Raw genomic sequence first — 24,479 nt, forward strand, 5'->3', positions numbered from 1 at the left:
GTTGAATCAATCAAATCAAATTTATAAGTTAAAAAGTTTGTAGTCTATTATTATTCATTTACTGTTATAATTATAATAAATAACCTATCCAAGGGGGATTAACCATGATTGAAAGTATATCTAGTACAATTAATGAAGTATTGATTCATAAGGTTGAGGCAATTCATAAACGTCCTTCACTGATTAACACACGAGAATTTGAAAAAGAGATCACGGCTGTTTCTAAAGACATGAAAAAATTAACGGAAAAAGAGTTAAGTGTTTTAGAAAACGAAATGACTCAAAAAATTGATTTATTATTGGCGACCAAAGAACCAAATGATATCAACATTGCCTTTGTATATTATTTTCTTTTATTTACCTTTTATCGACGAAATCGCGTGATGAATCCATTAAATGATTTGATTTCATCATATGCTCAATTATTTGAGTCGATTCCATTCAATGAGCATATCTTGATTTTATACAACGCCCTAAAACCTTATCAAAACAGTAAGAGAAAGGAGTTATTAAACCAAGCAGAAAAACTGGCTAATAACGAGACATTTTCTTCACATACTGGGGTCTTACATCATTATGCAGAGCTTTGTGCAGAATATTATGAGTTTAATATAGAGGAACTAAATCAAACTATGAGTCAGGAGCAAATCAAAAATGCTTATCTAGTTGCTCAAGAAATTGTCCACATCGAATCAAACTATGCTAAGTTCTATGTAACATTAGGTAGACTAGCTTCTTTAAATAAAGACTATAATGAATCTTATGAAGCATTTTCTAGAGCACTAGCTCTTGAAGATGTTGAATCTGCTAGAAGCACATATAGTCTTTATCAAATGCAAGCCTTAGCTGTTAAAAAGAATTTTGAGACATCTGAATTCATCCATAAGCAGTTAAATCAACAAATTGAAGACTTTAATGATAAAATGAGTAAGACAAAAGCAGAAAATATTAGAACCATTGGTCTATTTGCTGGTCTTGTTACATTTATACTAGGTAATATTAATATTGTTTTATCAGGTTCTCAAAGTACTGTTCAAGTTATGGCACTATTCACATCAGTATTTCTCATTTATTTTGCCTTAGTTGTTTTATATAGTTCAATCGATACAACGAACATTAAGACGAAGTTCAGTAGATACTTTCCACAGTTTTTAATATTACTTACATTTCTATCGGGTATCATGATTATTATTTTATTGTTGACAGGAGTTCTTTAATGATAAAGTATCAAAAACTATCAATTCCCTCGAAATCATATAATGAAGATGGATATATCATACAACCACCAATGTATGTTGTTTTTGATGGTGCAACACCGTTATTCAATCAAGACAGCAATGAATCAAGTGCATCCCATATGGTTCGCTTTTTAGAAAGCAATTTATACAGTAAATATAATGAATTTCATTCTTTTGAAAAAGCTTTACATGAGTTAAGCAAAGCATATCATCATGCTCAAGATACAATTGATTATGATAAAGCTAAAACACCTTCTGCTGGTATTGCTGCTGTTATTGAAGATAAAGACTATTTTAACTTATATGTTTTAGGAGATTGTGAGATCGTTTATTTAAATCAAAACGATCATGCAAAACGGTTCGCTTATTATGATTTACAAAATCTTGATCGAAAAGCAATAAAACAAATGAAAGAAATTGCAAAAAAACAAAATATAGATTTTAAAACTGCAAGATCATACATTGATGATACCATCATCAGCAATCGTCGCTTGATGAACGAAAAAGATGGATACAATGTATTTGCCCCATCAAAATGTCCAACTTTTCAAATAAAAACTAAGAGAATTCTTAAGTCTACTACGAAAACAATATTTATATATACTGATGGGTTTGGTCAAGCATTTGATAATCTTAAGATTGCCAAAGGGTACACAAATTTATTTAAATCATCACTTGATATTGAATACATAAAAACAGAGATCATTAACAGATGGAATCATGATCAAAATTTCAATATGTATCCAAGATTTAAAGAGCGAGATGATTTAACAATTATTAAAATAGAGAACACATAAATCGTGCCATGATTTATGTTTTTTTATTAAAGATTTATATATCCTTCTTCATTCATCAAAAATTATCATTTTAATACTCGAAATAAATCTTAACATATGTTAAAATTGTTATGGAAGCACTTTCATAACCTTTTTTTATATAAAACTACAAGGAGAAACATAAAAAATGCCTATAAAAATCGTTGAAACATCACTACGTGACGGTCATCAATCATTAATGGCGACACGGATGACAACAAAAGATATCTTATCCATCGTTCCAGAACTCGATAAAGCTGGATTTCATGCATTAGAAGTATGGGGTGGAGCAACCTTTGACGCTTGTCTACGCTTTTTAAATGAAGATCCATGGGAAAGACTTAGAGAAATTAAGAAACTAGCACCAAATACGAAACTTCAAATGTTATTTAGAGGACAAAATATTTTAGGATATCGTCATTATCCTGACGATATCGTTGATAAATTCGTCCAAAAGTCTATTGAAAATGGCATTGATATTATTCGTATCTTTGATGCTTTAAATGATATTCGTAATCTTAAATCAGCAGTTGATGCTACTAAAAAATACGGTGGACATTGTCAAATCGCCTTATCTTATACAACTTCTCCTGTTCATACGGTAGACTATTACGTTAAACTCGCTCAAGAAGTTGAACAAATGGGTGCTGATTCTTTATGTATTAAAGATATGGCTGGTATACTTCTACCTCATGATGCATATAACTTAATCTCACAACTCAAACAAAACACAAAACTTCCGATTAACCTTCATAGTCACGCAACAGCAGGCATTATGGAAGCAACCTACCTTAAGGCAATTGAAGCTGGTGTCGATATCATCGACACAGCACTATCACCTTTATCGGGTGGTACTTCTCAAGTTGCTACTGAGTCATTTCACTATATTTTAAAAGGTACACAATATGATCCAAAATTAGATATTCATAAATTAAATCAAGCAGCAACCAAGCTTACGATTATTAAAGATGAATACTTAAAAAACGGAATACTCAATCCAAAAGCACTAACATCAAATCCTAGCATTCTAGAATACCAAGTTCCTGGTGGGATGTTATCTAACTTAATGAGTCAACTCAAAGAGCAAGATCAAATGAAGGATTTTGAAAAAGTTTTAAAAGAGATTCCAATCGTAAGAAAAGACTTAGGTTATCCACCTTTAGTTACACCAATCTCTCAAATGGTTGGTACTCAAGCATTGATGAATGTGATGACGGATAACCCCTATAAAATCGTTCCTAAAGAAATTAAAGAATACCTTCGCGGTTTGTATGGTCAAGCCCCTGCAAAGGTCAACTCGCTTGTTTTGGCGAAAATTATCGGAAACGATAAAATCATTACCCATCGTCCAGCAGATGATTTAAAGCCAGAATTTGAAGCTTTAAAAGAAAAATATAAAGATTTCGCAAAATCTGATGAAGATTTATTATCGATTGCGTTATTTGAAAAAGTCGCAATTGAGTTTCTAGAAAAGAAATACAAAGAAAAACCTAAACCTAAAAATGAAATTTATGCATTTAGCGTTACCATCGGAGGTGACGCAACATGACCATTTTCATAAGTACTTTAGAAGAAGGACTGTTTATCTCATTATTTAGTGTCTCGATCGTCTTTTTACTTCTCAGTTTAATCGCATTTACAATTCAACTACTTAAGTATGTTCAAGAAAAACCAATACCAATGATTCCAATAATCGAAAAGAAACAAACGAAACCCTTTGATTTATCGGATATTAAAGATGAAAACATGATGGTAGCAGCATTAATCGCTTCCATAGATTATTATGAAGAAATTAAACAAGATGTACGCGTGATCTCTGTCAAAGAGATTACGGTATCCTGAAAGGAATAGACCATGAAACTTTATAAAATAAATGTTAACGGAAAGACTTACGAAGTTGAAGTTGAAAGTGTTACAGAAAAGGAATCCAAACCTCAACAAAAAAAAGATGAAAATGTCAATGAGACGACAACGAACGTCTTAGCTCCAATGCAAGGAAAAATAACAAAACTAAATATTAAAGTCGGTAGTGAAGTCAAAAAAGGTGATGTCTTAATGGTTTTAGAAGCGATGAAACTAGAAAACGACATCTTATGTCCTGTTAATGGATATGTAAGACAATTATTGATTAAAGAAAATCAGAAAGTGGAGCTTAATCAACTGATGTTGGTTATTGGGTGACCCATATGTGGCAAGCACTCCAAGAATTTTTCGAAAGTACAGGACTTTACTACTTTTTTCAAGATGATGGTTGGAAAAATCTAGTCATGATATTGATATCACTGACTTTGATTTATTTAGCTGTCTTTAAAAAGTTTGAACCGTATTTATTAATTCCTATTGGGTTTGCGATGTTGCTCGTCAACATCCCAAACACTGGTATGTTTGTTGAAACTATATCAATCGTTGATGGTGAAGAAGTTGCGTCATATAGTGGACTCTTAGGATTTCTCTATTATGGAGTGAAACTGGGTATATACCCTCCTTTAATATTTTTAGGTATAGGTGCAACCACTGACTTTGGTCCTTTAATTGCGAACCCTAAAAGCATGTTATTAGGTGCTGCTGCTCAAGTTGGGATCTTCTTAACCTTTATCGGTGCGATTATACTAGGCTTTAGTGGTCCAGAATCGGCTTCTATAGGGATTATCGGTGGTGCAGATGGACCAACATCCATCTTGCTTGCGAGTCGCCTTGCACCGCATTTAATTGGTGCGATATCACTTGCTGCTTATTCTTATATGGCATTAGTTCCGATGATCCAACCACCAATAATCAATTTGCTAACAACTAAAAAAGAACGTGCCATTAAAATGGAGCAATTAAGAGAAGTTAAACAAACAGAAAAAGTTATATTTCCAATTATTGTAAGTGTTGTCTGCATGACATTTATTCCATCATCAGCACCCATTATCGGTATGCTCATGTTAGGAAATTTAATTAAAGAATCTAATGTTGTACCCAATTTAACAAAGACTGCTGGAGAATCATTATTATATATTATTACGATTCTACTCGGTCTATCGATTGGTGCTACAACAATGGGAAGTTCATTTTTAAGATTAGAAACATTAATGATTATTGCATTAGGTCTATTTGCATTTTCTGTTGCTACTGCTTCTGGTGTCTTAGGTGGTAAGGTGATGTGTAAACTTACCCATGGTAAAGTCAATCCAATGATTGGTGCAGCTGGTGTTTCAGCAGTCCCAATGGCTGCTAGAGTCGTTCATATTGAAGGACAAAAGAATGACCCTAACAATTATTTATTAATGCATGCGATGGGGCCAAACGTTGCTGGTGTTATTGGTAGTGCAATTGCTGCTGGTCTATTCTTGATGTTCTTTATGTAATCATGAATAAACTCTATTTTGAAACCATAGATTCAACCAATACTTACCTCAAGAAAAACTATTTAGATCTTAAGCATAATACATGGTTATCAACCAATCATCAAACATCTGGTAAAGGTCGCATTTCAAAATCATGGTATGGCAATGAAAATTCCTTAATGTGTTCTTTATTACTTAAAACAAATTTAGCTTATGATCAGATCTCATTAATACCACTCCTTGCAGCTAAATCACTCCATCAAGTTTTAATCAAATATCATCCAGATATTAAAATCAAATGGCCAAATGATTTATTAATTGATAACAAAAAAATTGCAGGTATTCTTGTAGAATCAATGACTCAAGAAAACAAGGTAACTGCAATCATTATTGGATTTGGAATAAACATTAATCATCAAACATTTACACCTGAGATTAAGGATCTTGCGACTTCATTATTTTTAAAAACAAATCAAGTCTATGATAAAGAAGTCATCTATCAAGAACTCATTAAACAGTTTGATATGGATTATCAAGCATATCAAAAAGACTCCCAATTTATTATCGATTATTGTAATCTACATCATGCTCTAACAAATAAGACAATAACATTTACCGATCTAGAGGTATATCAACAAGCAAAAGTTATCACAATTTTAGATAACGGACACCTCTTAGTCAAAGCAAAAGACAAAGAAATGTCTTTATCAAGCGGAGAAGTATCAATTATAAAATAAAAAAGCGGGTTACTCATCATCTTGAGTAACCCGTTATCTTTTGATTTATTTTCCGTTTGTTTTATACGTCTTAACAACCTTTTTAACCATCAGTTTCACATCGTAATTTGTCTTTTCTTCAAATGTCTTTATAATCTGATCTAACTCTAACTCACTCGCTTCAACATGTTTTTGCTTCTCAATATATATTTTATCATTTGCTGTTCTTAAGTGATGGTCATACTCATGATCTATTAATAATTCTTCATATAACTTCTCACCAGGTCTAAGACCAACATACTCAACCATAATATCGACATTTGGACGAAGTCCTGCTAAACTAATCATCTTTTCTGCTAAATCTTTTATCTTAACAGGTTCACCCATATCTAAGATAAAGACTTCGCCACCTTGTGCATAAACAGCACACTGTAAAATCAAACCAACAGCTTCAGGAATCGTCATAAAGTATCTTGTAATTTCTGGATCTGTAACAGTGATAGGTCCACCATCTTGAATTTGCTTTTTAAATAGTGGAATAACACTACCATTACTTCCTAAAACATTACCAAAACGAACAGCACTAAACTTCGTGACTTTACTATGATTATTTTGCTCTTCAATAATAAGTTCTGCAAATCTTTTGGTTGCTCCCATGACATTGGTACTTCTTACTGCTTTATCACTACTTACCAAGACAAACTTTTTAACTTCATACTGGTTAGCAAGTCTTGCTGCATGATGCGTACCTATAACATTGGTTCTAACAGCTTCTACAGCACTATCTTCCATAAGTGGTACATGTTTATAAGCTGCAGCATGGAAAACGACCGTAGGTCTATATTCTTTAAACACACTTTCTAAACGTATAGGATTATAAACACTACCTATTAAGACTTTTAAATTTAAGTACTCACCAGACTTTTTGAACTTGCGTTCTAATTCCATTTGAGTATCATAAGCATTGTTTTCATAAATATCAAAGATAATCAGTTGTTTTGGTTTTAACTCGGCGATTTGTCGACAAAGTTCACTACCGATTGATCCACCACCACCAGTCACTAACACGACCTCATCTTTAATAAATCCTTCAATACCTCTATCATCTAGTATAATTTCTTCACGATTTAATAAGTCTTCAATTTTGACATCAATAATTTGAGTTCTTTCACCTTGTGTGACGTCTGTAATCGATGTTAATCTCTTTAATCTAACATTTTTTTGTGACACAAGTTCAATTAATGCTTTTAATTTTCTTAATGGAAAATCATTGATAGCTATAATGACTTCTTCGATTTTATATAAATCTAAGAAATATTGAATATCATTAATTGGACCAACGATTTTAATACCAGATAATTTATTGCCTATTTTATTTGGATCATCATCTAAAAATGCTACAGGTATATTACTTAAGTCTTTGTTTCGATAAACCTCTTTAACAACTATCTCACCTGCAGAACCTGCACCAACGATTAAGGTTCTTCTACCTAATGCTCTATTCCAATCCATTGTTGTCTTGAAATATATAACTAAGCGATTTAAAATTCTAGGTAATGTAACAAGTCCTACTTCAGCAATTGTAATAAAGAAAAATGCTGATTTATACATGAAAGTGATATTTGAGAAGAAAATAAAGAGTACGATAGCCACATTGGAAACAATGACGACAATCGCAATCTTAATCACATCTTCAAAACCAACATGATTAACCAACATTTTATAGAGTCCTGAAAAGTGAAAGACAATTAGTTTGAAAACAATAACTAAAGGAACTGCATAAAAAACTAAATTATGATCGACAGGGATTTCTAAAACAAAGAACATGAAAACAGCGATAAGATATGTGACAGCTATTGCCATCGCATCAAATACCATGTACTTGGAAAGATTCACATATCTTTGGAAATTCGTACGTTTCATTTATTGTTCCCCTATACAGTGTTGTTTATATAAATCCTATTATTAGGATATCATAAATTTAAGAAAAACTTAAGATTTCACTTAAAAGCCTACAATATGGTAACGTATTTCTATTCTAATGCATTTTTAATCGCAAGCAAAATGACCTTTGATGAATAGGTTGCTCCTGCGACTACATCTACTTCTAGACTTTGAAAGAATACGACATCAAAGATAATATCTTCAGCAGCTCTACCTTGTCCAGTTAAATGTTTTACGATCTCGATATTAGTAATCATATGGTTCTCGATGGTCACTAAAACAATTGCTTCTACTGGAAAAGACTTATATTCACCTTGGTAAACACCATCATCAATTGCACTTAAGTCGACATTTGTAATTTCTACTTCTCGCAATTTTGCAAACTCTGCATTTGATCGGTTTACAAAGTAAATAACTCCGGCTATAATTGCTAGAATAATCATCGTAAGAACTACTAAAAGTATAAAGTGTTTTTTCATGAATGATAAGTATGAATCATATTCGATATATCAGACTCTCTTTTTTTAGAAGACCAGTTGACAGAAGTCGTATAACGAACTGTACCGTTTTTGTTTTCAATAATTTTTTTCATTTGTTTAAGTGTTCGATTACCACCCATCCAAGCAAACGGAAAGTGATGTGTAATAAATAAATCAACTGTCTTCTCGCTTAGATCAGGCAATTGATTTAAATATGTATTCATAACATGACTTAATGAAAATCCATGTACAGGGGATGCGAAGACCAAATGGTCATAATCACCTACTTGAGGAACTTCTGTTAATTCAACGTTTTGAATACTCGGATTGTCAGAAGTTGCCTTAACTTCAAAAAAATCACAGCTTAAAACTTCATTTAATCGATTGGCAACACTTCTCGTATTGCCTGTTTTAGAATATATAATAATACATTTTTTCATAAAACACCTTTTAAAACTTATATCTAAGATATAGTTTGATATTCATATCATACCATATCAAATAAGTGTCGTAAAGGTGCAATGATAAAATCTTTATGAATTTGTCTCGTCTTTATACTCACAAGCCTTTAAATTCAGACGGTAACCAAGTCCCCATACGGTTTCAATCATTTGGATGTCGTCTTGGCATTTCAATTTTTTTCTAAGTCTAGTAATATGAATACCTAATGCATTATCTGTTGCAGATAGATCATCATCCCAAACATAACGAATGATCTTATCCTTTGAAACTAGGTTATCGTGGTGCTCGACAAGTATTTTTAATAATTTATATTCAACGTTTGTCAATTTTATACGATGACCTTCATAAACAACTTCGCGATTATCAAAATTAATAACAAGTTTACCAATCTTAATGGATTGATGTGAATTCCTTTTTACATTATTTAAGAATCTTAAAACTGCTTTGATTCTTGATGAGACTTCTTGACTAGAAAATGGGATATCAATATGACCTTCAGCACCATGCTCCATCAACAATGCTTTTTCAGTTGGTAGATGGTTTCTAGAAAAAAGATACAAAGGACAAACTGCGTGTTGTTTGATCAATTGTATCATCTTGATGTTGTTCGCTTCTGATGCATTTAAATGTAATAAAATAAAATCATATGAATCTAATTCTTGAGGACTTGAATCCAAATAATCTAAAGCTTCTGAATAAACATTAAAAAAATCTCTTTTAAAATAGTCAATCAATTCGATGTAAGGCGTTACATCATTAGAAATGAGTAATAAATTGTACAATTCAATAACCTCCCCAGGCATTGCATATATATCATTATTATAGTGAATAACCTATTTCTTAATTACTTCAAAATGAAATAATTATGAATATTGTAAGAATATTTAGACGATTTTTGTCAAATTATGACGATTTATTCAGTATTATATATTATTTGCGAATAAAAGTGCAATACTTTGCTTATTTGACATCTTTCCTATAAACCACAATATAATTCAATTAATAAAAAATTAATATTTATCTTTTTATTTAGAAAGAATTACGAAATGAATAAAACATATAATGAATAATGTATGCTATCGATGAAAATCTACAATATCCGGGGTGAATATGATGTTTGGATTTAAAAAAGAATTAGAAGAAAATTATGAGTATGTAGTTGCTAAAGAAAAACCATTTTCTTATACTACAGAGTGTATTCAAAAAGTCATTGCAAACATGGAAATGACAAATGTTGACCAAAAAAATAAAATCATTCAATTTACTTCTTCTTTATCTGGAGAAGGTAAAACAACGATTATATCTAACATTGCATATCTCATGTCAAGAAAAAACAAAAAAGTGATTGTTGTCGATCTCGATTTGAGAAAACCAAAAATGCAACGTGTTTTTGATGTCCCTAATCGTCATGGATTAACAGATTACTTAAAAGGCAACATCACTCAAGATGAAATGATTCGTCATTCACTATCACATGGTGTGGACTATATTCTTACAGGTGAACAAACAAATGCAATCATCAATGTTTTAGAATCACAAAAACTAAAAGATTTAATTTCAACGCTTAGGTTAGCTTATGATTACATCTTAATAGACTCTCCACCAGTCATTGCAGTATCTGACCCACTATATATTTCTCGACTTGTTGATGGTATCTTATTTTGTGTCGCTGACAAAAGAGCTTCAAAACCACTCGTTAAAGAAGCTGTTCAAACCGTACAGCGTGCAAACTCAAATATATTAGGTATGCTCATGACAAGATCGATTGTTATGGAAAAAGGTTATCGATATCGTTATGAATATGTCTATAACTACGGTAAAATTTCAACATAAATCAAAACAACAGCTCGAAATTGAGCAGTTGTCTTTTTATTTAAAGCTTCGAATAGTCACAAGTATAGCATGTGCAGCATTTTCCCAATTTGGATCAATCGTTAGAAAATGACATAAATCATTCAAGATGATTGGTGCTACATTAAAAGCACTTGCAGTCTTCATAATCTTAGACTCATCAATAATCATATCATCTTTAGAACCAATCACACCTATGGGTATCGTAATCCTTGTATAATCATCAATAAAAGGCTCTAAGAGGTCTTTTTTTACTAAAGACGACTCTTTGGTCAAACGTTTTCTAATTTCACTTAATTCGGTCGGATTCATGCGGTTGCTAAAAATCGTTTGGTTTAATAAGTGATCTAAAGTTATTTTCTCATTTGGATTTTCTTTTTTCAATTTCCTAAGGAAATCCCTTGTGTCATTAAAAAATAAACCTAAATGAGAATCTTTATCAATACCACCAGCTTCTGCTGATGATAATAGGATAGCAGCATGAATTTCATCTTGGTAATCAGAAATAAAACGTTGCGTGATTGCTCCACCCATTGAATGTCCGATTAAAATAGGTTTCTTCTTTAAAATACTAACAACAGATTTAACATCACTGACATAATCATCAAGACGGTAAGTATCAATATCTTCATAACCTTCACTTTTTCCATGACCTCTTAAGCTCAACGCATAACAGTCATATCCATGATTAGAAAAATATGATAAAAAGTGCTTGAAATACCAAGCACCACCTGCAGCTCCATGAATAAATAATAATGGAGGTTGATTCGTTTTTTTCTTTGCTAGTTTCCTTAAGACTTCTAGTTTCATGAAATCACCTTATCTACATTTTACCATAAAAAACGTTTATTCGATGTGTACCTAGAGCACAATCTCATAAACGTTTAGTTTTTGTTTACCAATGACATAAAAGATATGATCTTTGGGAACATCTTGTTCAAAGGCTATTAATGTACCACCAGATCTTGAAATCGTTCGGATTGACTTATTATTATTGCTTTCGCTTGTTATGAGGAGCATGCGATATCCATGCTCTCTAGCGATATCTTTAATCATTTCAAGAGCATAGTAGCTATAATGATGTCCTTGATAATCTAGTTGAATTTCATATCCGATATGACCATGGACCATTGTTTCTTCGTTATATCCTAAGCGAAGCGTGATGGTTCCAATGGATTGCTTACCGCAAGTGATTTGAAACATGTAATAGGGTAGTGCATCTTTTTCCTTAGGAAAAAAACTAATCAGTTTTAAATCAACGACTGGACCATAGATAAAGTCTTTCTTTAGCAGTTGATGATGTATTAAGCAATCATATTTACTTCTCATAACTTCTTACTCAAAATTAAGTCGTGTTTACCCCTACCATTTGCATCTGGCATAATACCTATCAATTGGTATCCATGTTTCATATAAAAGCGTGCTGGATGATTTTTTGGATCAAAATGTTTCATTTTGTCATAAATATCATCATATCCATCAGCATCTCTTAAACTTGATCTTCGATCATCTGACTCATCATCTGATGCAGCATAAATGGTCAATCCACCTAAAAATCGTGCTTTATCTTCTAAATACTTGATTAATAAACCACCAAAACCTTTGTTTTGATATTTTGAATCAATGACCATTGGGTGTATTTCGTAAACGTTTCCGCTATAGCAAGGTAAAATACCACCCCAACCAATGAGTTGTCCAGAATCGATTAAAGCGTAAAAATAACCATCAGCCTCTAATTGCTCTGATATTTCATTTTGTGCATCTTCTACCTTATTCCAGCCGATTGGTAACTCTTTATTTAATAATAACGCACATTGATATAATTGTTTTTTACTCAAATCTCTTAAATCATGAAATTCCATGGGATTCTCCTTTTATATTCTAAATTGAATACCACAATGATTACAAAGCTTAGAACTAACTTGATTAAGTTCTTTACATTCTGGGCATTTTTTAAACATTGCACATCCACAATTATCACAATACATCGCATCAGGAAACATTTCCTTACCACATTGTGGACAGGTTTTTGATGGCAATGGTGTGTTTTTGAGTTGTTCAAAAAACGCACCAGTTGAATCTTTTGATTTATTTAATATATCGCTTTTAATCGAATTATGAGCAACAAACTCATCATCACTTATTTGATACTTTTTAGTTTTTTTAATATAACCAAATAACAACATCATCAATCCAAGTAAAAGGATTAGACCACCTATATAAGTTAAGTATATGATATTAGAGGAATCTGATGCAAAAAAATCGATCATTGCAATCAACATGATGAAACATCCAATAACAATGAGTGCGACACCACTTTTTTTAAATCTATTTTTTATTTTTGCTAGGTCTTTTAAGTCATAATCCTTCATCTAAAACCCCACCTATATTTCTTATTCCTTTGTATCCTTGAAATATACTTCACTTTCAAGATAACGATAAAACAATTTTTTTCTAATCCGTGATTCATGACTTGTAAAAAAGAATACAGTAAATGCTTCCCACAATAGAAACCAACCACCAATAAATAAACCTTCTACCATAATCGAAAACAATAATTCAAATTGATCAACATTACGTAAAGTATAAGCTCCAATTAAAAACATAATACTTAATGTCATGTAAGTTAGCAATTGTCTATAATTAATTCTAAGAGTTTTTTGGATAAAGAAAATAACAACTTTAAAATTGTTTTTTATGCCGGTAATGCTTTTTGATTCTTTATCATCATCTTTAATGGATAAAGGACGATAAAAACACAACTCTACAGATTCTTTTAATGGAATCTCGGTTGCTGCTTGTTCTAAGTAATCAATAAGCTCAGGCTCTAAGTCCTTTCTTCTTAATGGAGAGGCATCCCATCCATTAAATAGTTCAGAATAGTCGTCTAACGAGACTTCAATCACATACGCACCTGTTTCAGGATTTTTATTATAAATATTTTGAAACTCATGTTTTTTCTTTTTATTAAACATGTATATCACCTACTTTTCTATAACAAACGTTAAAGCATCATACTTTTGACCATAAATGATTCTAAAGTCTTTAAACCGATTAATTTCATAAAAACCTATTTTTATTGCTGTATGAATCATAGGTGTATTTCCAGACCATGTCTGCAAATACACTTTTTGATATCCATGTGACCAAACAAGATCTAAATATAATTGGATTGCCTTGCTTCCAAAACCAAGATTTCTATATTTAACTTCAGGAATAACTAAGCCTATAGCAACATGTTTTCCTTCTACATCATATTCGAAGTTATCATTCATAAGATAATGACTTACCCATCCAATATGAGTTATTCCATCCAAATATATTTCCATTCTTGGTTGCAATTGATACATATTTCTTGTTTCAATTTGTTTTAACTTATTGGCTTTATATTGATTTGCATCAAAAGGATCATCTTTTTCCCATGGTGCATCCCAATCCATCCATTCAATTTCTTTTGTAAACCAGTAAATGGCATCTTCAACATCTCTTTCATTAAAAAGACGAAGTTCTATGTTATGTTCATTATTCATCATTCACCTTTTAATTCGTTATGGATACATGTTTGATAAACATCAGGTCTATAGTGTTTTAAAACCTTTAAGGCTCTTAAAGTATTAAAGCGACCATAGGTTGTCATTTCAAGTTGAAAGTGGATTAAACCGGGAATTTGAGTACCTCTTTTTAAACGTCCATCCTTTATGTTGTTTAGCAAAATTGTCATCACTTGATTAAGACGTTGATCATATGGATACTTCATATCTGCTAAGAGTTCAAGTACTCTTAAATAATCATATTTCCATCTTGGAGGATAATGATATTTAACCATACTTGGATGCAATGGTTGTTTTGATTTTTTGTTTAGAATAACATCTCTAGATAATAAACACTCTATACCTTGTTGTATAGCTTTTTTAACATCTTCTAAACGATAAGTATAATTATTTTTAACAAATTCATGTAAGCCTTCTAAAACAGATATGGTTGTATGAACTGAACTGATTTTAGGATTTCTTCCACTATCCCACTGGCAGTTCCATCCACCATCATCAAACTGATGATCTAATATGTAGTCCATCATTCTAGGGTTTCTTTGTTCATGGATGTTTGCGTAAGTAACTAATTGAATGAGCATACCAACAATGCACATATCTTGCTGTCTTTGACCTTTTTTTGGTTTCTCATCAATCCATAAATGATCAACTAAATTTTTAACTGCTTCATGATAAACATTGTGCATTGGATCAATTTCCATATACTTAAGTTCCAATAAAGTGTAATGCGTAGAAATCCATTTTGGAGAATAGATACCATGCCCCCATCTTTTACTTTCAGAATCATATAAATGAATATATTTTTGTATATATCCATCATCAATATATTTAACATCTTGATCAAGCAAATACTTATTGACAAGTCTTGCAATAACAGGGTCTCCCTGTTTTAGCCATGTTAATACGTTCATTGTTTTATCCTTTACTTAATATTTCCACACATTTTTGATTCAACTGTTCTAAATCAAATATAAAAACATCCACTTCTAGCTTTCCATCAATTTGTAAATCCTTCTTAAATATTTTACCACCTAAGTAGAGATAATATTGATTTGAAGGTGCATAATGGTGATTATAGACAACTAAAGATGTCTTTTTAAGTGGTAAGTAAATATCAATCAAGTGTTTGAGTAATAATATTGATAGTTTTTTTCCTCGATGATTTGGGTATACCCATAAACCATTGAGCTCAAATGCATCTTTTCCATCTTCTTCTTCAGCAAAACTAGCAAAAGCTACACCGAGCATTTCGTTATGCTCAAATGCGCCAATTAAGGTTCTAACATCGTTGTTTTCTTTAGCATGATGCATCCAATGAACCCAAAAAGAAAGTTCTTCTTCAAAAATGAGTTGATGTTCTAACTTTCCTGCAAGTTCTTCTTGCCATGAAGATATTTTTAAACGAACAACCTCTGGCATGTCTTTTTCTGTCAAGTTTCTTATTTCTATCATAAGTCTTCTCCGCTAATATGTTCTTATTTCATTATACAAAAAAAAAGAGTAAATAAAAACACCCCAAACGAGTGTTTTTATGTTTTTCAAACTAAAATCCCCATATTGCGAGTGCAATGATTGCAATCACGATAAAGATACCAAATGCAATCACTAGATTTTTTACAGTCTGACTACTTCCTTTTCTAATGAATATCCATAATATAAACGCTAAATTTACAAACGGAACAGCCATTAACCCAATAATCAACATCCATTCAAGTACTGTTACACGATCACTTTTAAACATAAAATACCTACTTTACTTTCATTTATTGTCTCTATTATACAAGACTTGAATAAATAAAATGTGAATAAAGCACTATTCTTTATGTTTCTTTTTTGCAAATCCCATCCGACACATCGACCAATGAAATGATGATTGTTGAATTTGATGCATGATGTCAAACAACTCATCAACTGCATGAAATTCAATCTCAAAAGCTTCAAGGGCTTTTCGAAGATTAGTTATTTGATAAGATGCAATAGGCACTTCTATATGTTTGCTAACATAATATCCGGCAACTTCATCTTGTAAAACAAAGTTTTTAGGATCAAATTCATAGATGGTTAATGTTGTTTGATCGATTTGTTCTAGCCAATCTTTTTCAACGTAGATAGCGTGTTGACTTTTTTTATTTTGAAAATACTGATTGATATCTTCTTGTTTCGTATCTTTAGATACATGAAAAGTAACTCTTGGACAATTTCTTGGTGTCAAAAAGTTAGGTAAAGTTCTTTCGCATAATGCCCATACCAATCCTTCTTCACTCGTTAAGTCTTTTCGGTATGGCTTTCTTGGATGAAATATTTGAATGTTATGATCTTCACTCACATGAAATAAACGCATAGTACTCCTTAATCGATATAAGTGACTATTTTTTCAATATCTTTTCTAAGTTTTTGTCTAGCTTCTTTTTCATCTGTATAACCTAAACTAACAATCAAACGAACTCTTTTCTTTTTAGGAATATCAAGTACTTGTTTCACTTTAGACTCATCAAACCATCCAATGATACAATTTGAAATACCTAGAGAAGTTGCTGCTAAAGCTATATAAGACGTTACAATTCCAACATCCATTTGCGTATAATCTTGATGTTTAATCTTACTACCTATCGTTGATGTTATATTTGATTTTTCTTCAATAACGACAATAAAACCACCAGCTTTTGCATTAAATGCTTGCATATGTGATGCGACATTTTTCATAACTTCTTGATTTGTGATTGCTATAAAATGCCATGGTTGTCCATTGCATGCTGAAGGAGCAAGTCTTGCTGCTTCAATGATTGCTTCAACATCACTTTTTGAAACAGGTTTCCCATTAAACTTACGACAACTTTCTCTTTTTAAAATGAGTTCTTTGAAATTTTTCATAAGCCCTCCTAGACTTTTGTCATGCGGTCAAATACATATCCCCAAGATTGATCAAAATAATCATATGCTTCATCCCAAAGTTTACCTTCTGGCCAACCTAAATGAATCAATTCAACAAGTGTTTGCTTATCATCTATCTTTTTAAATGTCAAAACGACCCATGTCTTATACTCATGATTTCTAACAGTCTCCATATTTGGAGGTGCATTCCAAGTAAATGATAACATCTCATTTGGGATAAACGATAATACCTGACACCCCTCACTACCCTTTAATCCTTTTTCTGCATCTGGCAAAAAATACAGCTCATAAGCACCAAATGGTCTTAATTCAATTTTAGAATCAATGCCTAAAAGTCTTTGAAGCCCCTCAGGTGTTGACCATAAATGCCAAACATATTCGATTTCTCGATTCACAAATATTGACTTAATCAAGCGCTTATCCGTTACTTTTAATTTTTCCATCATAGCCTCCTATTTATTTTTCCATACAAATAAAATATCTTGGTCATCACGTGGTGTTACTTGGGTTGCTCCTGCCTTACGATAAAGATTCATTGCTGCATCATTGGTATGATTTGTAATAACAAAAGCATCCCGATAATAACCAGTTTCTAAAGGTTTCAATATATGTTCTAATAGTTTTGTTGCGACATGTTTTTTTCGGTAATCCTTTAATACGTCAATGGAATAAATAAACAATTGTTTTTCTTTTCCATCTGGTCGATCAAACTCATATCCATAGACCATACCAATAACCATTGTCTCATCTAATGCAACATACATAACATTATTTGGTAAATCTAAAAAATCCTGATTAAACGTTTTTTTATCAAAAAATAACTCAATACTTTGTCTACCATATTCTAGATTCTCTTTTGTAACTTTAACGATTTTCATGTCATACTCCTTTGGTTGTGATGTATTGACAACTTATAACAGTCAAATCATCATCTATTTCGACAACACCTGTATTGAAGATAAACTCTTGTTTTCCTTCAGGATTAATGAGCGCAAAAAATCCAGGACAATAAATATAATATTTATAAGCTCTTGCATTGTATGGATCAACACCTAATAACTTATATTTTCCTTCATGCTTTGCATTACATTTTTTTAAGGTTTCTTCAATCAGTATCTTGTTTTCATTTTCAAATTGAATCACCATCTTTTCAATATCAGAATCAACATTTAATGTCTTTGATTCTGATAAAATCAAATAACGATTAAAAAGTATCTCACTTAACGTTAGTGTAGTACTCGATAAATCGTGATGCCAATCCATTTCATTTTCTTTACATAAGATAGCGATCAATCCACCTATATCATAACATATTAGACGAATTGGAAAATAGTTTTCTTCATTTAAAATTTTGTCTTTTAATACACTTAAAGTTTTTAAATATTTAGTTTGATCAAGCATCTTTAAAGCCATTAACTCAACATAAGTCGCAAAGCCTTCAATCACTTCCGTTTTTGCTTCATAGTCAAATTGAGAGGGAAATTGTTGTTGTCTAGATTTTCTGGTTCTCAAAAAATCTTTAAACAACTCCATATCAAACTGATCTAGACACGTAAATAACATTTCATTTTCTTGTTTTTTTATAGATAGATTAACTGCATCATATTGATAAGTCAATAAAGATTTCACTTCATGTGGCCATCTTTGTTCACCTTGTTCAAATTGATATGCATGAAACATTTCATGAACTATTTTAGATAGGAGTACTGTAGAATCTTTTTCATATTTTTCTATGTCTTTTGGGTTGATATACCAAATTGCTAAAAAGGTATTTTGATACTTAATCGCAGTATTACCATAAAATCTTTCATCTTTTTGGATAACTTCATCTTTTAGAAAGACTTCATTATCGTTATATAAAGCAAAATCAAAGACATGAAATCCTTTCCAGATGTTATTAAAATCGATAAGATTTAGTTGTTTTTGAAGTTGCTGATATAGTTTTCTGATAACATTCACCTCTACTTTAATAAGTTTGTTTGTATATCAATTGTATGACAATCATTAAATGTCATAAAACGATCGAGACAATTGAGTATATTATTTTTGAGCGTCTTCGTTAACTTAATATGATCTTCAAACCAAATATTTTTAACAAGTAATGTTTTTTCTTTCTTTTGATTGATCACTTCAATGCGTCCTATAAATTCTGTATTTGAGATAATAGGAAGTACATAATAACCATAAACCCTGTCTTCTTCTTTATTGTATATCTCCCATTTATATCGAAAATCAAAAATGGTTTCGGTTAATTTTCTATCCCATATAAAGCCATCTAGTGGAGCAATCAATTCTGTTCTGCCTTCAAATGTTTTTCCACTGATGATATCTAATAGAATCTGTTCATCTGAATTTAGAGCATAAAAGAGTTCATTAATGCCTTCAATTTCAATTTCTACAATCTTATCTTCTTTTAACAAAGATTGATAAACTTCAGTTCTTTCTTTTGCTCTTAAGCCATGGATAAACAAATAAGCTTCGGTTGGTCTATTCCATAATAGGCCAATTGCTGAAATTCTTCTTAAAACACGATATTTATAAAATTCCAAATCAGTTTGAAAAGGATCATCTGCTTCATAATCTTCTTTTGGGATATAATCTCTTGCTAATGCATAATACTTAATCGTATTTTTTTTATGGTGAACAATTAGTTCACCATGGAAATACATCAATTCGATTGCTGCTTTAGCAATCGATGTTTTATTCCAGTTCCATTCCACTTTTTGATCATTTGCAAAATCTTTTGAACATACATATCCTTTTTCTTCAATCTTTTTCTTTATCTCTTCCTTCATTTCAGCTAGATGAGGATGGTTTTCTTCTGTTTCATCATAACGATCTCTAACCCTTTTAAAGTACTTCCAATCATCAATAGATAAGATAGACATCACCTTATCATAATAATCCATAAGCTTTCGATCTTTATATAATAAATCATATAACATCTCTTTTTTAAAACCTTTAACACGAGATTGCAAAACAAGCTCTGCATTTTTACCACAAACATCAATAGGATCGTATTGAATGCACCCTACTTCTTTAATGTAATCTAGTGCTCCTTTTTTACCTACATATTTATAATGACCCATGAGGCCTTGCTTTATTAAAATAAACTTTCTAGTCTGTTCATTGCTTAAATTATATTTCATCTAATCATCCTTTATAATGGTTTGACTAACAGTAAGCATGGTGAATCTTTACCCCAAAGCTCTTTAAATGTTTCAACAGGAATAAACCCTACTGATAAGTAAAAGTCTCTTGTCATCTTATAATAAGGGTCTGGGTGAGATGCATCTAACGTTTTGACTTCAAGGAGTTTGTAATGTTTGGCCTTTGCGTATCTAGATGCATAATCTACTAATAACTGACCAATGCCTTTTCTGTGATGTTCTTTTAGAATGCCCATGACATGAATTTCAATCGTTGATTCATGATGAGGATTAAGTGATAGAAAACCAATGGGTTGTTCATTCTCATAATAAGCGAACATCAGCATATCTTTAACATCATTAATATATTCTAAATTCGACTCAGGACGTCCGAACCAATTTGGTAATGCTTCAATGATATGTTTCGTAACATTTTGTTTTAAAGTGGGTTCAAATATTTCTTTAATCACTTATTATCTCCTTTAAATCATATTTGATTTTAAACTTAATAAAAACATCAATTAAGTATAGAAATGAAATGATGAACATGAATCTTTGAAAAAGTCCACGTAGTGGTTCAATCGAAAAGATCAGTATCGACAATAGCGTTGATATCAGGACCATGAGTATCGATAGCTGCTTTCTTTTCATACTTTCTTCGATAAAAAACATACTCATCGAAAAAACCACAAAAGTAAACCCTACAACCGTTGCGAAAATTGAATGAAGCTGATCTTCAATATTATGTGTAATATAAGATACAACATAAACATGCTCATGTTTAAAAATGGCAGTTAAAATTAAAGCACCTCCAAATATGATTAATAAAACTTGCTGAACAGGATAATCTTTAAATGATTTTCTTGAATCAAGAATAGTAGCAGCACCTAATAATATAAAAACCATATTCATAATCCAAGCATTAGGAGTTAATTGAGCTCCTAAGTGACTTGTTGTATGTTTCAAGATGCTATATCCTTCAAAACTAAAAAAAGGTAAAACAAACATAACAACAATCAATAATGGGTAAATATAGATTAATAACGGTTTATAAGCTTTCATGATTTAACTTCCAATCTTTTGTTGATGATATGATGTGTTTTCTTAATAAGTATTGATTAAGACGTCTTCTATTATTAAATATCAAGACTTTATTCGGATAATTATTTTTTAAAGATTTATATAAGTTTTTTCGTTTTATAGATCTACCTTTATAGATTAACCAAATAAAGAACTCCCAATCAATCTTTTCTGGACAGTTGTTGGTTATGCTTTCTCTTGACTTGTTTCGATAAATAAATCTTCTTTTAATAGCATTTAGTAAACATGTCATACGATGATAGTTTAAGATATAAATTTGATCAGCTAATGATACTCTTAAATCAAAGAAAGCACCTTGATAATTGCCATCGATGACCCATTGCTCATGTGTATTGATAAAATCTAATAAATCTTGATTTCTATCTTCTACCTTCCGTTGGACCCAATTGGCTTCAAACTGTAAGGTATCGATATAAAGTAAAGGTAGAGCTTCATGTTTTGCTAAAAGTTTTGCTAGTGTTGACTTACCTGAACCAGAATAACCAATGACCATAATCCTCATCGTGTCACCTCAAACGTATTATAAATAATAAATAGACCAAACCAATCATTTAAAACTAGATTGCTGATACCAAGAGGGTATAGATTGCCTAAAGTTATCAAAATGAATCATTGTCTTTCTACAAATATCCATCATAACATGAACTTCATCTATACCAAATGGTTCAGCCCATTTGATAGAGTATAATGCTGAATGTGCACAATATATAACAAATATTTCCCAAAAGTCATTGGGTATATGATCATTGAAATATGCTTCAATTTGACCGATACAAAAAGGAATGCTAACTTTTGTGCCAAAACTTTCCAACTTATAAAACTCTTCATAGGGGTCACCAATTTCCCAACGATTGAAATCAATCACACCAATATTTTGATCAGGTGTTAAAATCAAGTTTCCTGGATGGAAATCTCCATGCAAATAAACAGGAGGTTTTGTCCATATTTGGTCAATATGATCCTTAAGAAACTTTAAAGCTATTTCATCACCATCAATTCTTAGTTGTGAAGTTTCGTATAACTCAATCTGTTTTTTCTTCTTAGGAATTTTTGTTGTTTGTGGTATTTCATCATCAGGAAGAGGAATACTATGGATAGCTTTTAAAATGGCACCTGCTTGACGACCAAGTGCATACTGCTTACTGATATCAAGCTTGGGTAATACATCATCAAGGTCTTGACCTTCTACCCAAGTTAGTAACATATAGACTTCTTGATGGTTATTAAACCATCCAAAATCAAGAGCTTTTGACATATGAATATCTAGTTTTGAGAACTTGGCAATCATCTCAAACTCTTTTTTCTTCTTATCAAAAGCTTCTTTCGCTGAAGTTCTTAACAATAGCTTTTCACCGTTGATTGTCTCAATATAATACTTTGTATCTCTTGACCATCCACGCTCGATTTTTTTGATTCGTTGCCATGTTTCATGGCCTTTGATATCTTCAAACATGATGCCTCCAAATTAGATATTTTGAAATAAAACGAAGATAAAATAATAAGTAAAAATAGTATATAGAATGCTAAACATGGTTCCTATAATAAAATACTCACCAAACTTTGTGACTTCTAAGGTTTTAAATCTAGCAATTGATTTTGCTGCTAGGATTAATCCAATCGTCATATAACTACCGACAATGAGTGAAATCATTAAAAGAATTCTTTCAAGAATACCAATCGTTCGGCCAGCTTTCTGGTTTGAACTAAACACATGAAATCCATGTTCCTTGGCTTCATCAACATCTTCTTGAGATGGCTTATACTTTCCTAATAGCTCTTTAAAAAACACATTGCCAGTTTTTCCTATGAGTAAGAATGCTAAAACATATTGTAAGACTGAAAAATAAGTACTATCTGTTAAAAAATAATTTCCTAAGTTGGTTAAAGTAAAATTGAAGATAATATAAAGACCTAATAATATCAAAATAACAACATGCAATAATTGATCGATGAAGAAGAGATAAGGCCTTTTGTCTTCATTTGTTTTTTGATAAAGTTTAACTTTAATCAAATCAATCACGCCATGACTTAATCCTGCAATTAAAAAGATAATGATATCGAGCCATTGGTTAGGTATATAGACTAAAAATATTAAAAATGTACAAATGATGTAAATCAAGGTATGTTTAAAGAGCCTACTTTTAAATATAGTCTTTATTGATAAAACTTCTGCTAATTTTTCATCAGAAGCTTTTTCTGATTGAAAGTAAAAATCAACTAAGACATGAATAATTAGTAGAAAAAACATTAAAAACATCATGATCCCTCCCTATTTTTAATAAATAAGCTTAATGCTTCTATCATCTCAACATATTCATAAAACTTAGTTCTCTTAAGTTTTTCATTAACTGTGGGTGGTGCTTCATCTAAAAGTTTAGCAAGATCGACTTGTTTAAAGTGACGCGTCAAGCCATAATGATGAATAATCATTTCAATCATTTTTAGTTGCGTACCTGTCCATCCACTTTTAATGATATAGAGTAAATCAAAGACTTTATTGATCATCAAATCAAAAGCTGCGTTATTTGTTTTCATCATGATATTAGAAAAATCGGTAACTTTTTGTTTTTCTTCAAGTTCTTTGATTGCCTTAATGGCATCTCTTGCAAACCACCATGCCTCGCCATCGCTATCATAAGGTGATGCATCCTTGGATTCATCGAATAAGATATCACCGATGCCTAGGCCAAATCTAATCTCAACAGGTTCTAGGTTAAACATAATTTTGTGCATAATTTCAAAGATATCATCAAACGTACGAAAAACACCTTGGAATTCATCACCCAATGTGATATACATTTTCTTGACTAATGTATCTTGGTATTCTTCATTAATCCTATTTAAGATATCTCTTAGTCTATGTTGTACTTCGATTCGATTTTGAATCGTTTTAGACTTTTTCAAGTCACCGATTAACGTATAATACATAAAACCACCTCAATATCATCATTA

General features: G+C 31.3%; 33 protein-coding genes. 8 read left to right on the plus strand and 25 right to left on the minus strand.

Features of this window, described 5'->3' with window-relative positions; translation table 11 throughout:
- Positions 1 to 104 precede the first annotated feature (104 nt).
- From QJ521_RS05840 to QJ521_RS05870, 7 genes are all read left to right on the plus strand, one after another.
- Positions 105 to 1,217: a hypothetical protein gene (locus QJ521_RS05840; protein WP_282839505.1), complete on the plus strand. Its 1,113-nt coding sequence runs from the start codon at positions 105 to 107 to the stop codon at positions 1,215 to 1,217.
- Positions 1,217 to 2,035, plus strand: coding sequence for a hypothetical protein (locus tag QJ521_RS05845; protein WP_282839506.1), 819 nt, complete (start codon positions 1,217 to 1,219; stop codon positions 2,033 to 2,035). Before QJ521_RS05840 ends, QJ521_RS05845 begins: the two co-directional genes overlap by 1 nt.
- 166 nt (positions 2,036 to 2,201) lie before the next feature.
- Positions 2,202 to 3,602, plus strand: coding sequence for an oxaloacetate decarboxylase subunit alpha (locus tag QJ521_RS05850; RefSeq protein WP_282839507.1), 1,401 nt, complete (start codon positions 2,202 to 2,204; stop codon positions 3,600 to 3,602).
- Positions 3,599 to 3,895: an OadG family protein gene (locus QJ521_RS05855; RefSeq protein WP_282839508.1), complete on the plus strand. Its 297-nt coding sequence runs from the start codon at positions 3,599 to 3,601 to the stop codon at positions 3,893 to 3,895. The genes QJ521_RS05850 and QJ521_RS05855 overlap by 4 nt, the downstream gene beginning before the upstream one ends.
- A gap of 12 nt (positions 3,896 to 3,907) precedes the next feature.
- Complete coding sequence (locus QJ521_RS05860; RefSeq protein ID WP_282839509.1) at positions 3,908 to 4,234, plus strand: biotin/lipoyl-containing protein; 327 nt, start codon at positions 3,908 to 3,910, stop codon at positions 4,232 to 4,234.
- Positions 4,235 to 4,239: 5 nt separating this feature from the next.
- Positions 4,240 to 5,403: a sodium ion-translocating decarboxylase subunit beta gene (locus tag QJ521_RS05865; RefSeq protein ID WP_282839510.1), complete on the plus strand. Its 1,164-nt coding sequence runs from the start codon at positions 4,240 to 4,242 to the stop codon at positions 5,401 to 5,403.
- Positions 5,404 to 5,405: 2 nt separating this feature from the next.
- A complete protein-coding gene (locus QJ521_RS05870) occupies positions 5,406 to 6,119 on the plus strand; it encodes a biotin--[acetyl-CoA-carboxylase] ligase (protein WP_282839511.1) in 714 nt (237 codons plus the stop codon).
- A gap of 45 nt (positions 6,120 to 6,164) precedes the next feature.
- On the opposite strand, the gene QJ521_RS05875 is transcribed toward QJ521_RS05870, so the two are convergent.
- The 4 genes from QJ521_RS05875 to QJ521_RS05890 form a co-directional block, all read right to left on the minus strand.
- A complete protein-coding gene (locus tag QJ521_RS05875; RefSeq protein WP_282839512.1) occupies positions 6,165 to 8,021 on the minus strand; it encodes a polysaccharide biosynthesis protein in 1,857 nt (618 codons plus the stop codon).
- Between the two features lie 110 nt (positions 8,022 to 8,131).
- Positions 8,132 to 8,485, minus strand: a complete 354-nt coding sequence (locus tag QJ521_RS05880) for an FMN-binding protein (protein WP_282839513.1) — start codon at positions 8,483 to 8,485, stop codon at positions 8,132 to 8,134.
- Positions 8,486 to 8,517: 32 nt separating this feature from the next.
- Positions 8,518 to 8,961, minus strand: coding sequence for a flavodoxin family protein (locus tag QJ521_RS05885; protein WP_282839514.1), 444 nt, complete (start codon positions 8,959 to 8,961; stop codon positions 8,518 to 8,520).
- A gap of 93 nt (positions 8,962 to 9,054) precedes the next feature.
- On the minus strand, positions 9,055 to 9,765 hold the full coding sequence (locus QJ521_RS05890; RefSeq protein ID WP_282839515.1) for a winged helix-turn-helix transcriptional regulator: 711 nt from the start codon (positions 9,763 to 9,765) through the stop codon (positions 9,055 to 9,057).
- Positions 9,766 to 10,096: 331 nt separating this feature from the next.
- Here QJ521_RS05890 and QJ521_RS05895 point away from each other — a divergent pair, with 331 nt between their 5' ends.
- On the plus strand, positions 10,097 to 10,816 hold the full coding sequence (locus tag QJ521_RS05895; RefSeq protein WP_282839516.1) for a CpsD/CapB family tyrosine-protein kinase: 720 nt from the start codon (positions 10,097 to 10,099) through the stop codon (positions 10,814 to 10,816).
- 36 nt (positions 10,817 to 10,852) lie between these two features.
- Here QJ521_RS05895 and QJ521_RS05900 read toward each other — a convergent pair whose 3' ends face one another.
- From QJ521_RS05900 to QJ521_RS06000, 21 genes are all read right to left on the minus strand, one after another.
- Positions 10,853 to 11,644 carry an alpha/beta hydrolase gene (locus QJ521_RS05900; protein WP_282839517.1) on the minus strand — a complete coding sequence of 264 codons (792 nt, stop codon included), beginning with the start codon at positions 11,642 to 11,644 and terminating at the stop codon, positions 10,853 to 10,855.
- A gap of 51 nt (positions 11,645 to 11,695) precedes the next feature.
- Positions 11,696 to 12,163, minus strand: a complete 468-nt coding sequence (locus tag QJ521_RS05905; RefSeq protein ID WP_282839518.1) for a GNAT family N-acetyltransferase — start codon at positions 12,161 to 12,163, stop codon at positions 11,696 to 11,698.
- The gene (locus tag QJ521_RS05910; protein WP_282839519.1) at positions 12,160 to 12,696 is read right to left on the minus strand and encodes a GNAT family N-acetyltransferase; all 537 of its coding nucleotides are present in this window, start codon (positions 12,694 to 12,696) and stop codon (positions 12,160 to 12,162) included. The genes QJ521_RS05905 and QJ521_RS05910 overlap by 4 nt, the downstream gene beginning before the upstream one ends.
- A gap of 12 nt (positions 12,697 to 12,708) precedes the next feature.
- The gene (locus QJ521_RS05915) at positions 12,709 to 13,206 is read right to left on the minus strand and encodes a zinc ribbon domain-containing protein (protein WP_282839520.1); all 498 of its coding nucleotides are present in this window, start codon (positions 13,204 to 13,206) and stop codon (positions 12,709 to 12,711) included.
- Positions 13,207 to 13,227: 21 nt separating this feature from the next.
- Positions 13,228 to 13,809 (minus strand): hypothetical protein, encoded by a 582-nt coding sequence (locus QJ521_RS05920; protein WP_282839521.1) that lies wholly within the window; start codon positions 13,807 to 13,809, stop codon positions 13,228 to 13,230.
- 9 nt (positions 13,810 to 13,818) lie between these two features.
- Positions 13,819 to 14,367: a GNAT family N-acetyltransferase gene (locus tag QJ521_RS05925; protein WP_282839522.1), complete on the minus strand. Its 549-nt coding sequence runs from the start codon at positions 14,365 to 14,367 to the stop codon at positions 13,819 to 13,821.
- A complete protein-coding gene (locus QJ521_RS05930; protein WP_282839523.1) occupies positions 14,364 to 15,296 on the minus strand; it encodes a prenyltransferase/squalene oxidase repeat-containing protein in 933 nt (310 codons plus the stop codon). The genes QJ521_RS05925 and QJ521_RS05930 overlap by 4 nt, the downstream gene beginning before the upstream one ends.
- A gap of 4 nt (positions 15,297 to 15,300) precedes the next feature.
- A complete protein-coding gene (locus tag QJ521_RS05935; RefSeq protein ID WP_282839524.1) occupies positions 15,301 to 15,837 on the minus strand; it encodes a GNAT family N-acetyltransferase in 537 nt (178 codons plus the stop codon).
- Positions 15,838 to 15,928: 91 nt separating this feature from the next.
- The gene (locus QJ521_RS05940) at positions 15,929 to 16,126 is read right to left on the minus strand and encodes a hypothetical protein (RefSeq protein WP_282839525.1); all 198 of its coding nucleotides are present in this window, start codon (positions 16,124 to 16,126) and stop codon (positions 15,929 to 15,931) included.
- 72 nt (positions 16,127 to 16,198) lie between these two features.
- Complete coding sequence (locus QJ521_RS05945; protein ID WP_282839526.1) at positions 16,199 to 16,726, minus strand: DUF6886 family protein; 528 nt, start codon at positions 16,724 to 16,726, stop codon at positions 16,199 to 16,201.
- A gap of 8 nt (positions 16,727 to 16,734) precedes the next feature.
- Positions 16,735 to 17,256 carry a nitroreductase family protein gene (locus QJ521_RS05950; protein ID WP_282839527.1) on the minus strand — a complete coding sequence of 174 codons (522 nt, stop codon included), beginning with the start codon at positions 17,254 to 17,256 and terminating at the stop codon, positions 16,735 to 16,737.
- 8 nt (positions 17,257 to 17,264) lie between these two features.
- Positions 17,265 to 17,720, minus strand: a complete 456-nt coding sequence (locus QJ521_RS05955) for an SRPBCC family protein (RefSeq protein ID WP_282839528.1) — start codon at positions 17,718 to 17,720, stop codon at positions 17,265 to 17,267.
- Positions 17,721 to 17,729: 9 nt separating this feature from the next.
- On the minus strand, positions 17,730 to 18,155 hold the full coding sequence (locus QJ521_RS05960) for a GNAT family N-acetyltransferase (RefSeq protein WP_282839529.1): 426 nt from the start codon (positions 18,153 to 18,155) through the stop codon (positions 17,730 to 17,732).
- Between the two features lies 1 nt (position 18,156).
- Positions 18,157 to 19,236, minus strand: a complete 1,080-nt coding sequence (locus QJ521_RS05965) for a hypothetical protein (protein WP_282839530.1) — start codon at positions 19,234 to 19,236, stop codon at positions 18,157 to 18,159.
- Positions 19,237 to 19,238: 2 nt separating this feature from the next.
- A complete protein-coding gene (locus tag QJ521_RS05970) occupies positions 19,239 to 20,426 on the minus strand; it encodes a DNA glycosylase AlkZ-like family protein (RefSeq protein WP_282839531.1) in 1,188 nt (395 codons plus the stop codon).
- Between the two features lie 11 nt (positions 20,427 to 20,437).
- Entirely contained in the window at positions 20,438 to 20,896 is a 459-nt protein-coding gene (locus QJ521_RS05975; protein WP_282839532.1) for a GNAT family N-acetyltransferase, read from the minus strand.
- Positions 20,889 to 21,488 (minus strand): DUF998 domain-containing protein, encoded by a 600-nt coding sequence (locus tag QJ521_RS05980; RefSeq protein ID WP_282839533.1) that lies wholly within the window; start codon positions 21,486 to 21,488, stop codon positions 20,889 to 20,891. Before QJ521_RS05980 ends, QJ521_RS05975 begins: the two co-directional genes overlap by 8 nt.
- Positions 21,475 to 22,029 carry an AAA family ATPase gene (locus QJ521_RS05985; RefSeq protein ID WP_282839534.1) on the minus strand — a complete coding sequence of 185 codons (555 nt, stop codon included), beginning with the start codon at positions 22,027 to 22,029 and terminating at the stop codon, positions 21,475 to 21,477. The genes QJ521_RS05980 and QJ521_RS05985 overlap by 14 nt, the downstream gene beginning before the upstream one ends.
- A 45-nt stretch (positions 22,030 to 22,074) precedes the next feature.
- Positions 22,075 to 22,980, minus strand: coding sequence for an aminoglycoside phosphotransferase family protein (locus tag QJ521_RS05990; RefSeq protein WP_282839535.1), 906 nt, complete (start codon positions 22,978 to 22,980; stop codon positions 22,075 to 22,077).
- A gap of 12 nt (positions 22,981 to 22,992) precedes the next feature.
- On the minus strand, positions 22,993 to 23,784 hold the full coding sequence (locus QJ521_RS05995) for a DUF3307 domain-containing protein (RefSeq protein ID WP_282839536.1): 792 nt from the start codon (positions 23,782 to 23,784) through the stop codon (positions 22,993 to 22,995).
- A complete protein-coding gene (locus QJ521_RS06000; RefSeq protein ID WP_282839537.1) occupies positions 23,784 to 24,455 on the minus strand; it encodes a SatD family protein in 672 nt (223 codons plus the stop codon). Before QJ521_RS06000 ends, QJ521_RS05995 begins: the two co-directional genes overlap by 1 nt.
- Positions 24,456 to 24,479 lie beyond the last annotated feature (24 nt).

This window comes from Peloplasma aerotolerans (assembly GCF_030012175.1).
Classification (GTDB): Bacteria; Bacillota_I; Bacilli_A; order Acholeplasmatales; family Acholeplasmataceae; genus Peloplasma; species Peloplasma aerotolerans.

Coding starts and splice junctions, on each gene's coding strand:
- QJ521_RS05840 (WP_282839505.1), top strand. CDS start 105: ATGATTGAAAGTATATCTAGTACAATTAATGAAGTATTGATTCATAAG.
- QJ521_RS05845 (WP_282839506.1), top strand. CDS start 1,217: ATGATAAAGTATCAAAAACTATCAATTCCCTCGAAATCATATAATGAA.
- QJ521_RS05850 (WP_282839507.1), top strand. CDS start 2,202: ATGCCTATAAAAATCGTTGAAACATCACTACGTGACGGTCATCAATCA.
- QJ521_RS05855 (WP_282839508.1), top strand. CDS start 3,599: ATGACCATTTTCATAAGTACTTTAGAAGAAGGACTGTTTATCTCATTA.
- QJ521_RS05860 (WP_282839509.1), top strand. CDS start 3,908: ATGAAACTTTATAAAATAAATGTTAACGGAAAGACTTACGAAGTTGAA.
- QJ521_RS05865 (WP_282839510.1), top strand. CDS start 4,240: ATGTGGCAAGCACTCCAAGAATTTTTCGAAAGTACAGGACTTTACTAC.
- QJ521_RS05870 (WP_282839511.1), top strand. CDS start 5,406: ATGAATAAACTCTATTTTGAAACCATAGATTCAACCAATACTTACCTC.
- QJ521_RS05875 (WP_282839512.1), bottom strand. CDS start 8,021: ATGAAACGTACGAATTTCCAAAGATATGTGAATCTTTCCAAGTACATG.
- QJ521_RS05880 (WP_282839513.1), bottom strand. CDS start 8,485: ATGATTATTCTAGCAATTATAGCCGGAGTTATTTACTTTGTAAACCGA.
- QJ521_RS05885 (WP_282839514.1), bottom strand. CDS start 8,961: ATGAAAAAATGTATTATTATATATTCTAAAACAGGCAATACGAGAAGT.
- QJ521_RS05895 (WP_282839516.1), top strand. CDS start 10,097: ATGTTTGGATTTAAAAAAGAATTAGAAGAAAATTATGAGTATGTAGTT.
- QJ521_RS05900 (WP_282839517.1), bottom strand. CDS start 11,644: ATGAAACTAGAAGTCTTAAGGAAACTAGCAAAGAAAAAAACGAATCAA.
- QJ521_RS05905 (WP_282839518.1), bottom strand. CDS start 12,163: ATGAGAAGTAAATATGATTGCTTAATACATCATCAACTGCTAAAGAAA.
- QJ521_RS05910 (WP_282839519.1), bottom strand. CDS start 12,696: ATGGAATTTCATGATTTAAGAGATTTGAGTAAAAAACAATTATATCAA.
- QJ521_RS05915 (WP_282839520.1), bottom strand. CDS start 13,206: ATGAAGGATTATGACTTAAAAGACCTAGCAAAAATAAAAAATAGATTT.
- QJ521_RS05920 (WP_282839521.1), bottom strand. CDS start 13,809: ATGTTTAATAAAAAGAAAAAACATGAGTTTCAAAATATTTATAATAAA.
- QJ521_RS05925 (WP_282839522.1), bottom strand. CDS start 14,367: ATGATGAATAATGAACATAACATAGAACTTCGTCTTTTTAATGAAAGA.
- QJ521_RS05930 (WP_282839523.1), bottom strand. CDS start 15,296: ATGAACGTATTAACATGGCTAAAACAGGGAGACCCTGTTATTGCAAGA.
- QJ521_RS05935 (WP_282839524.1), bottom strand. CDS start 15,837: ATGATAGAAATAAGAAACTTGACAGAAAAAGACATGCCAGAGGTTGTT.
- QJ521_RS05940 (WP_282839525.1), bottom strand. CDS start 16,126: ATGTTTAAAAGTGATCGTGTAACAGTACTTGAATGGATGTTGATTATT.
- QJ521_RS05945 (WP_282839526.1), bottom strand. CDS start 16,726: ATGCGTTTATTTCATGTGAGTGAAGATCATAACATTCAAATATTTCAT.
- QJ521_RS05950 (WP_282839527.1), bottom strand. CDS start 17,256: ATGAAAAATTTCAAAGAACTCATTTTAAAAAGAGAAAGTTGTCGTAAG.
- QJ521_RS05955 (WP_282839528.1), bottom strand. CDS start 17,720: ATGGAAAAATTAAAAGTAACGGATAAGCGCTTGATTAAGTCAATATTT.
- QJ521_RS05960 (WP_282839529.1), bottom strand. CDS start 18,155: ATGAAAATCGTTAAAGTTACAAAAGAGAATCTAGAATATGGTAGACAA.
- QJ521_RS05970 (WP_282839531.1), bottom strand. CDS start 20,426: ATGAAATATAATTTAAGCAATGAACAGACTAGAAAGTTTATTTTAATA.
- QJ521_RS05980 (WP_282839533.1), bottom strand. CDS start 21,488: ATGAAAGCTTATAAACCGTTATTAATCTATATTTACCCATTATTGATT.
- QJ521_RS05985 (WP_282839534.1), bottom strand. CDS start 22,029: ATGAGGATTATGGTCATTGGTTATTCTGGTTCAGGTAAGTCAACACTA.
- QJ521_RS05990 (WP_282839535.1), bottom strand. CDS start 22,980: ATGTTTGAAGATATCAAAGGCCATGAAACATGGCAACGAATCAAAAAA.
- QJ521_RS05995 (WP_282839536.1), bottom strand. CDS start 23,784: ATGTTTTTAATGTTTTTTCTACTAATTATTCATGTCTTAGTTGATTTT.
- QJ521_RS06000 (WP_282839537.1), bottom strand. CDS start 24,455: ATGTATTATACGTTAATCGGTGACTTGAAAAAGTCTAAAACGATTCAA.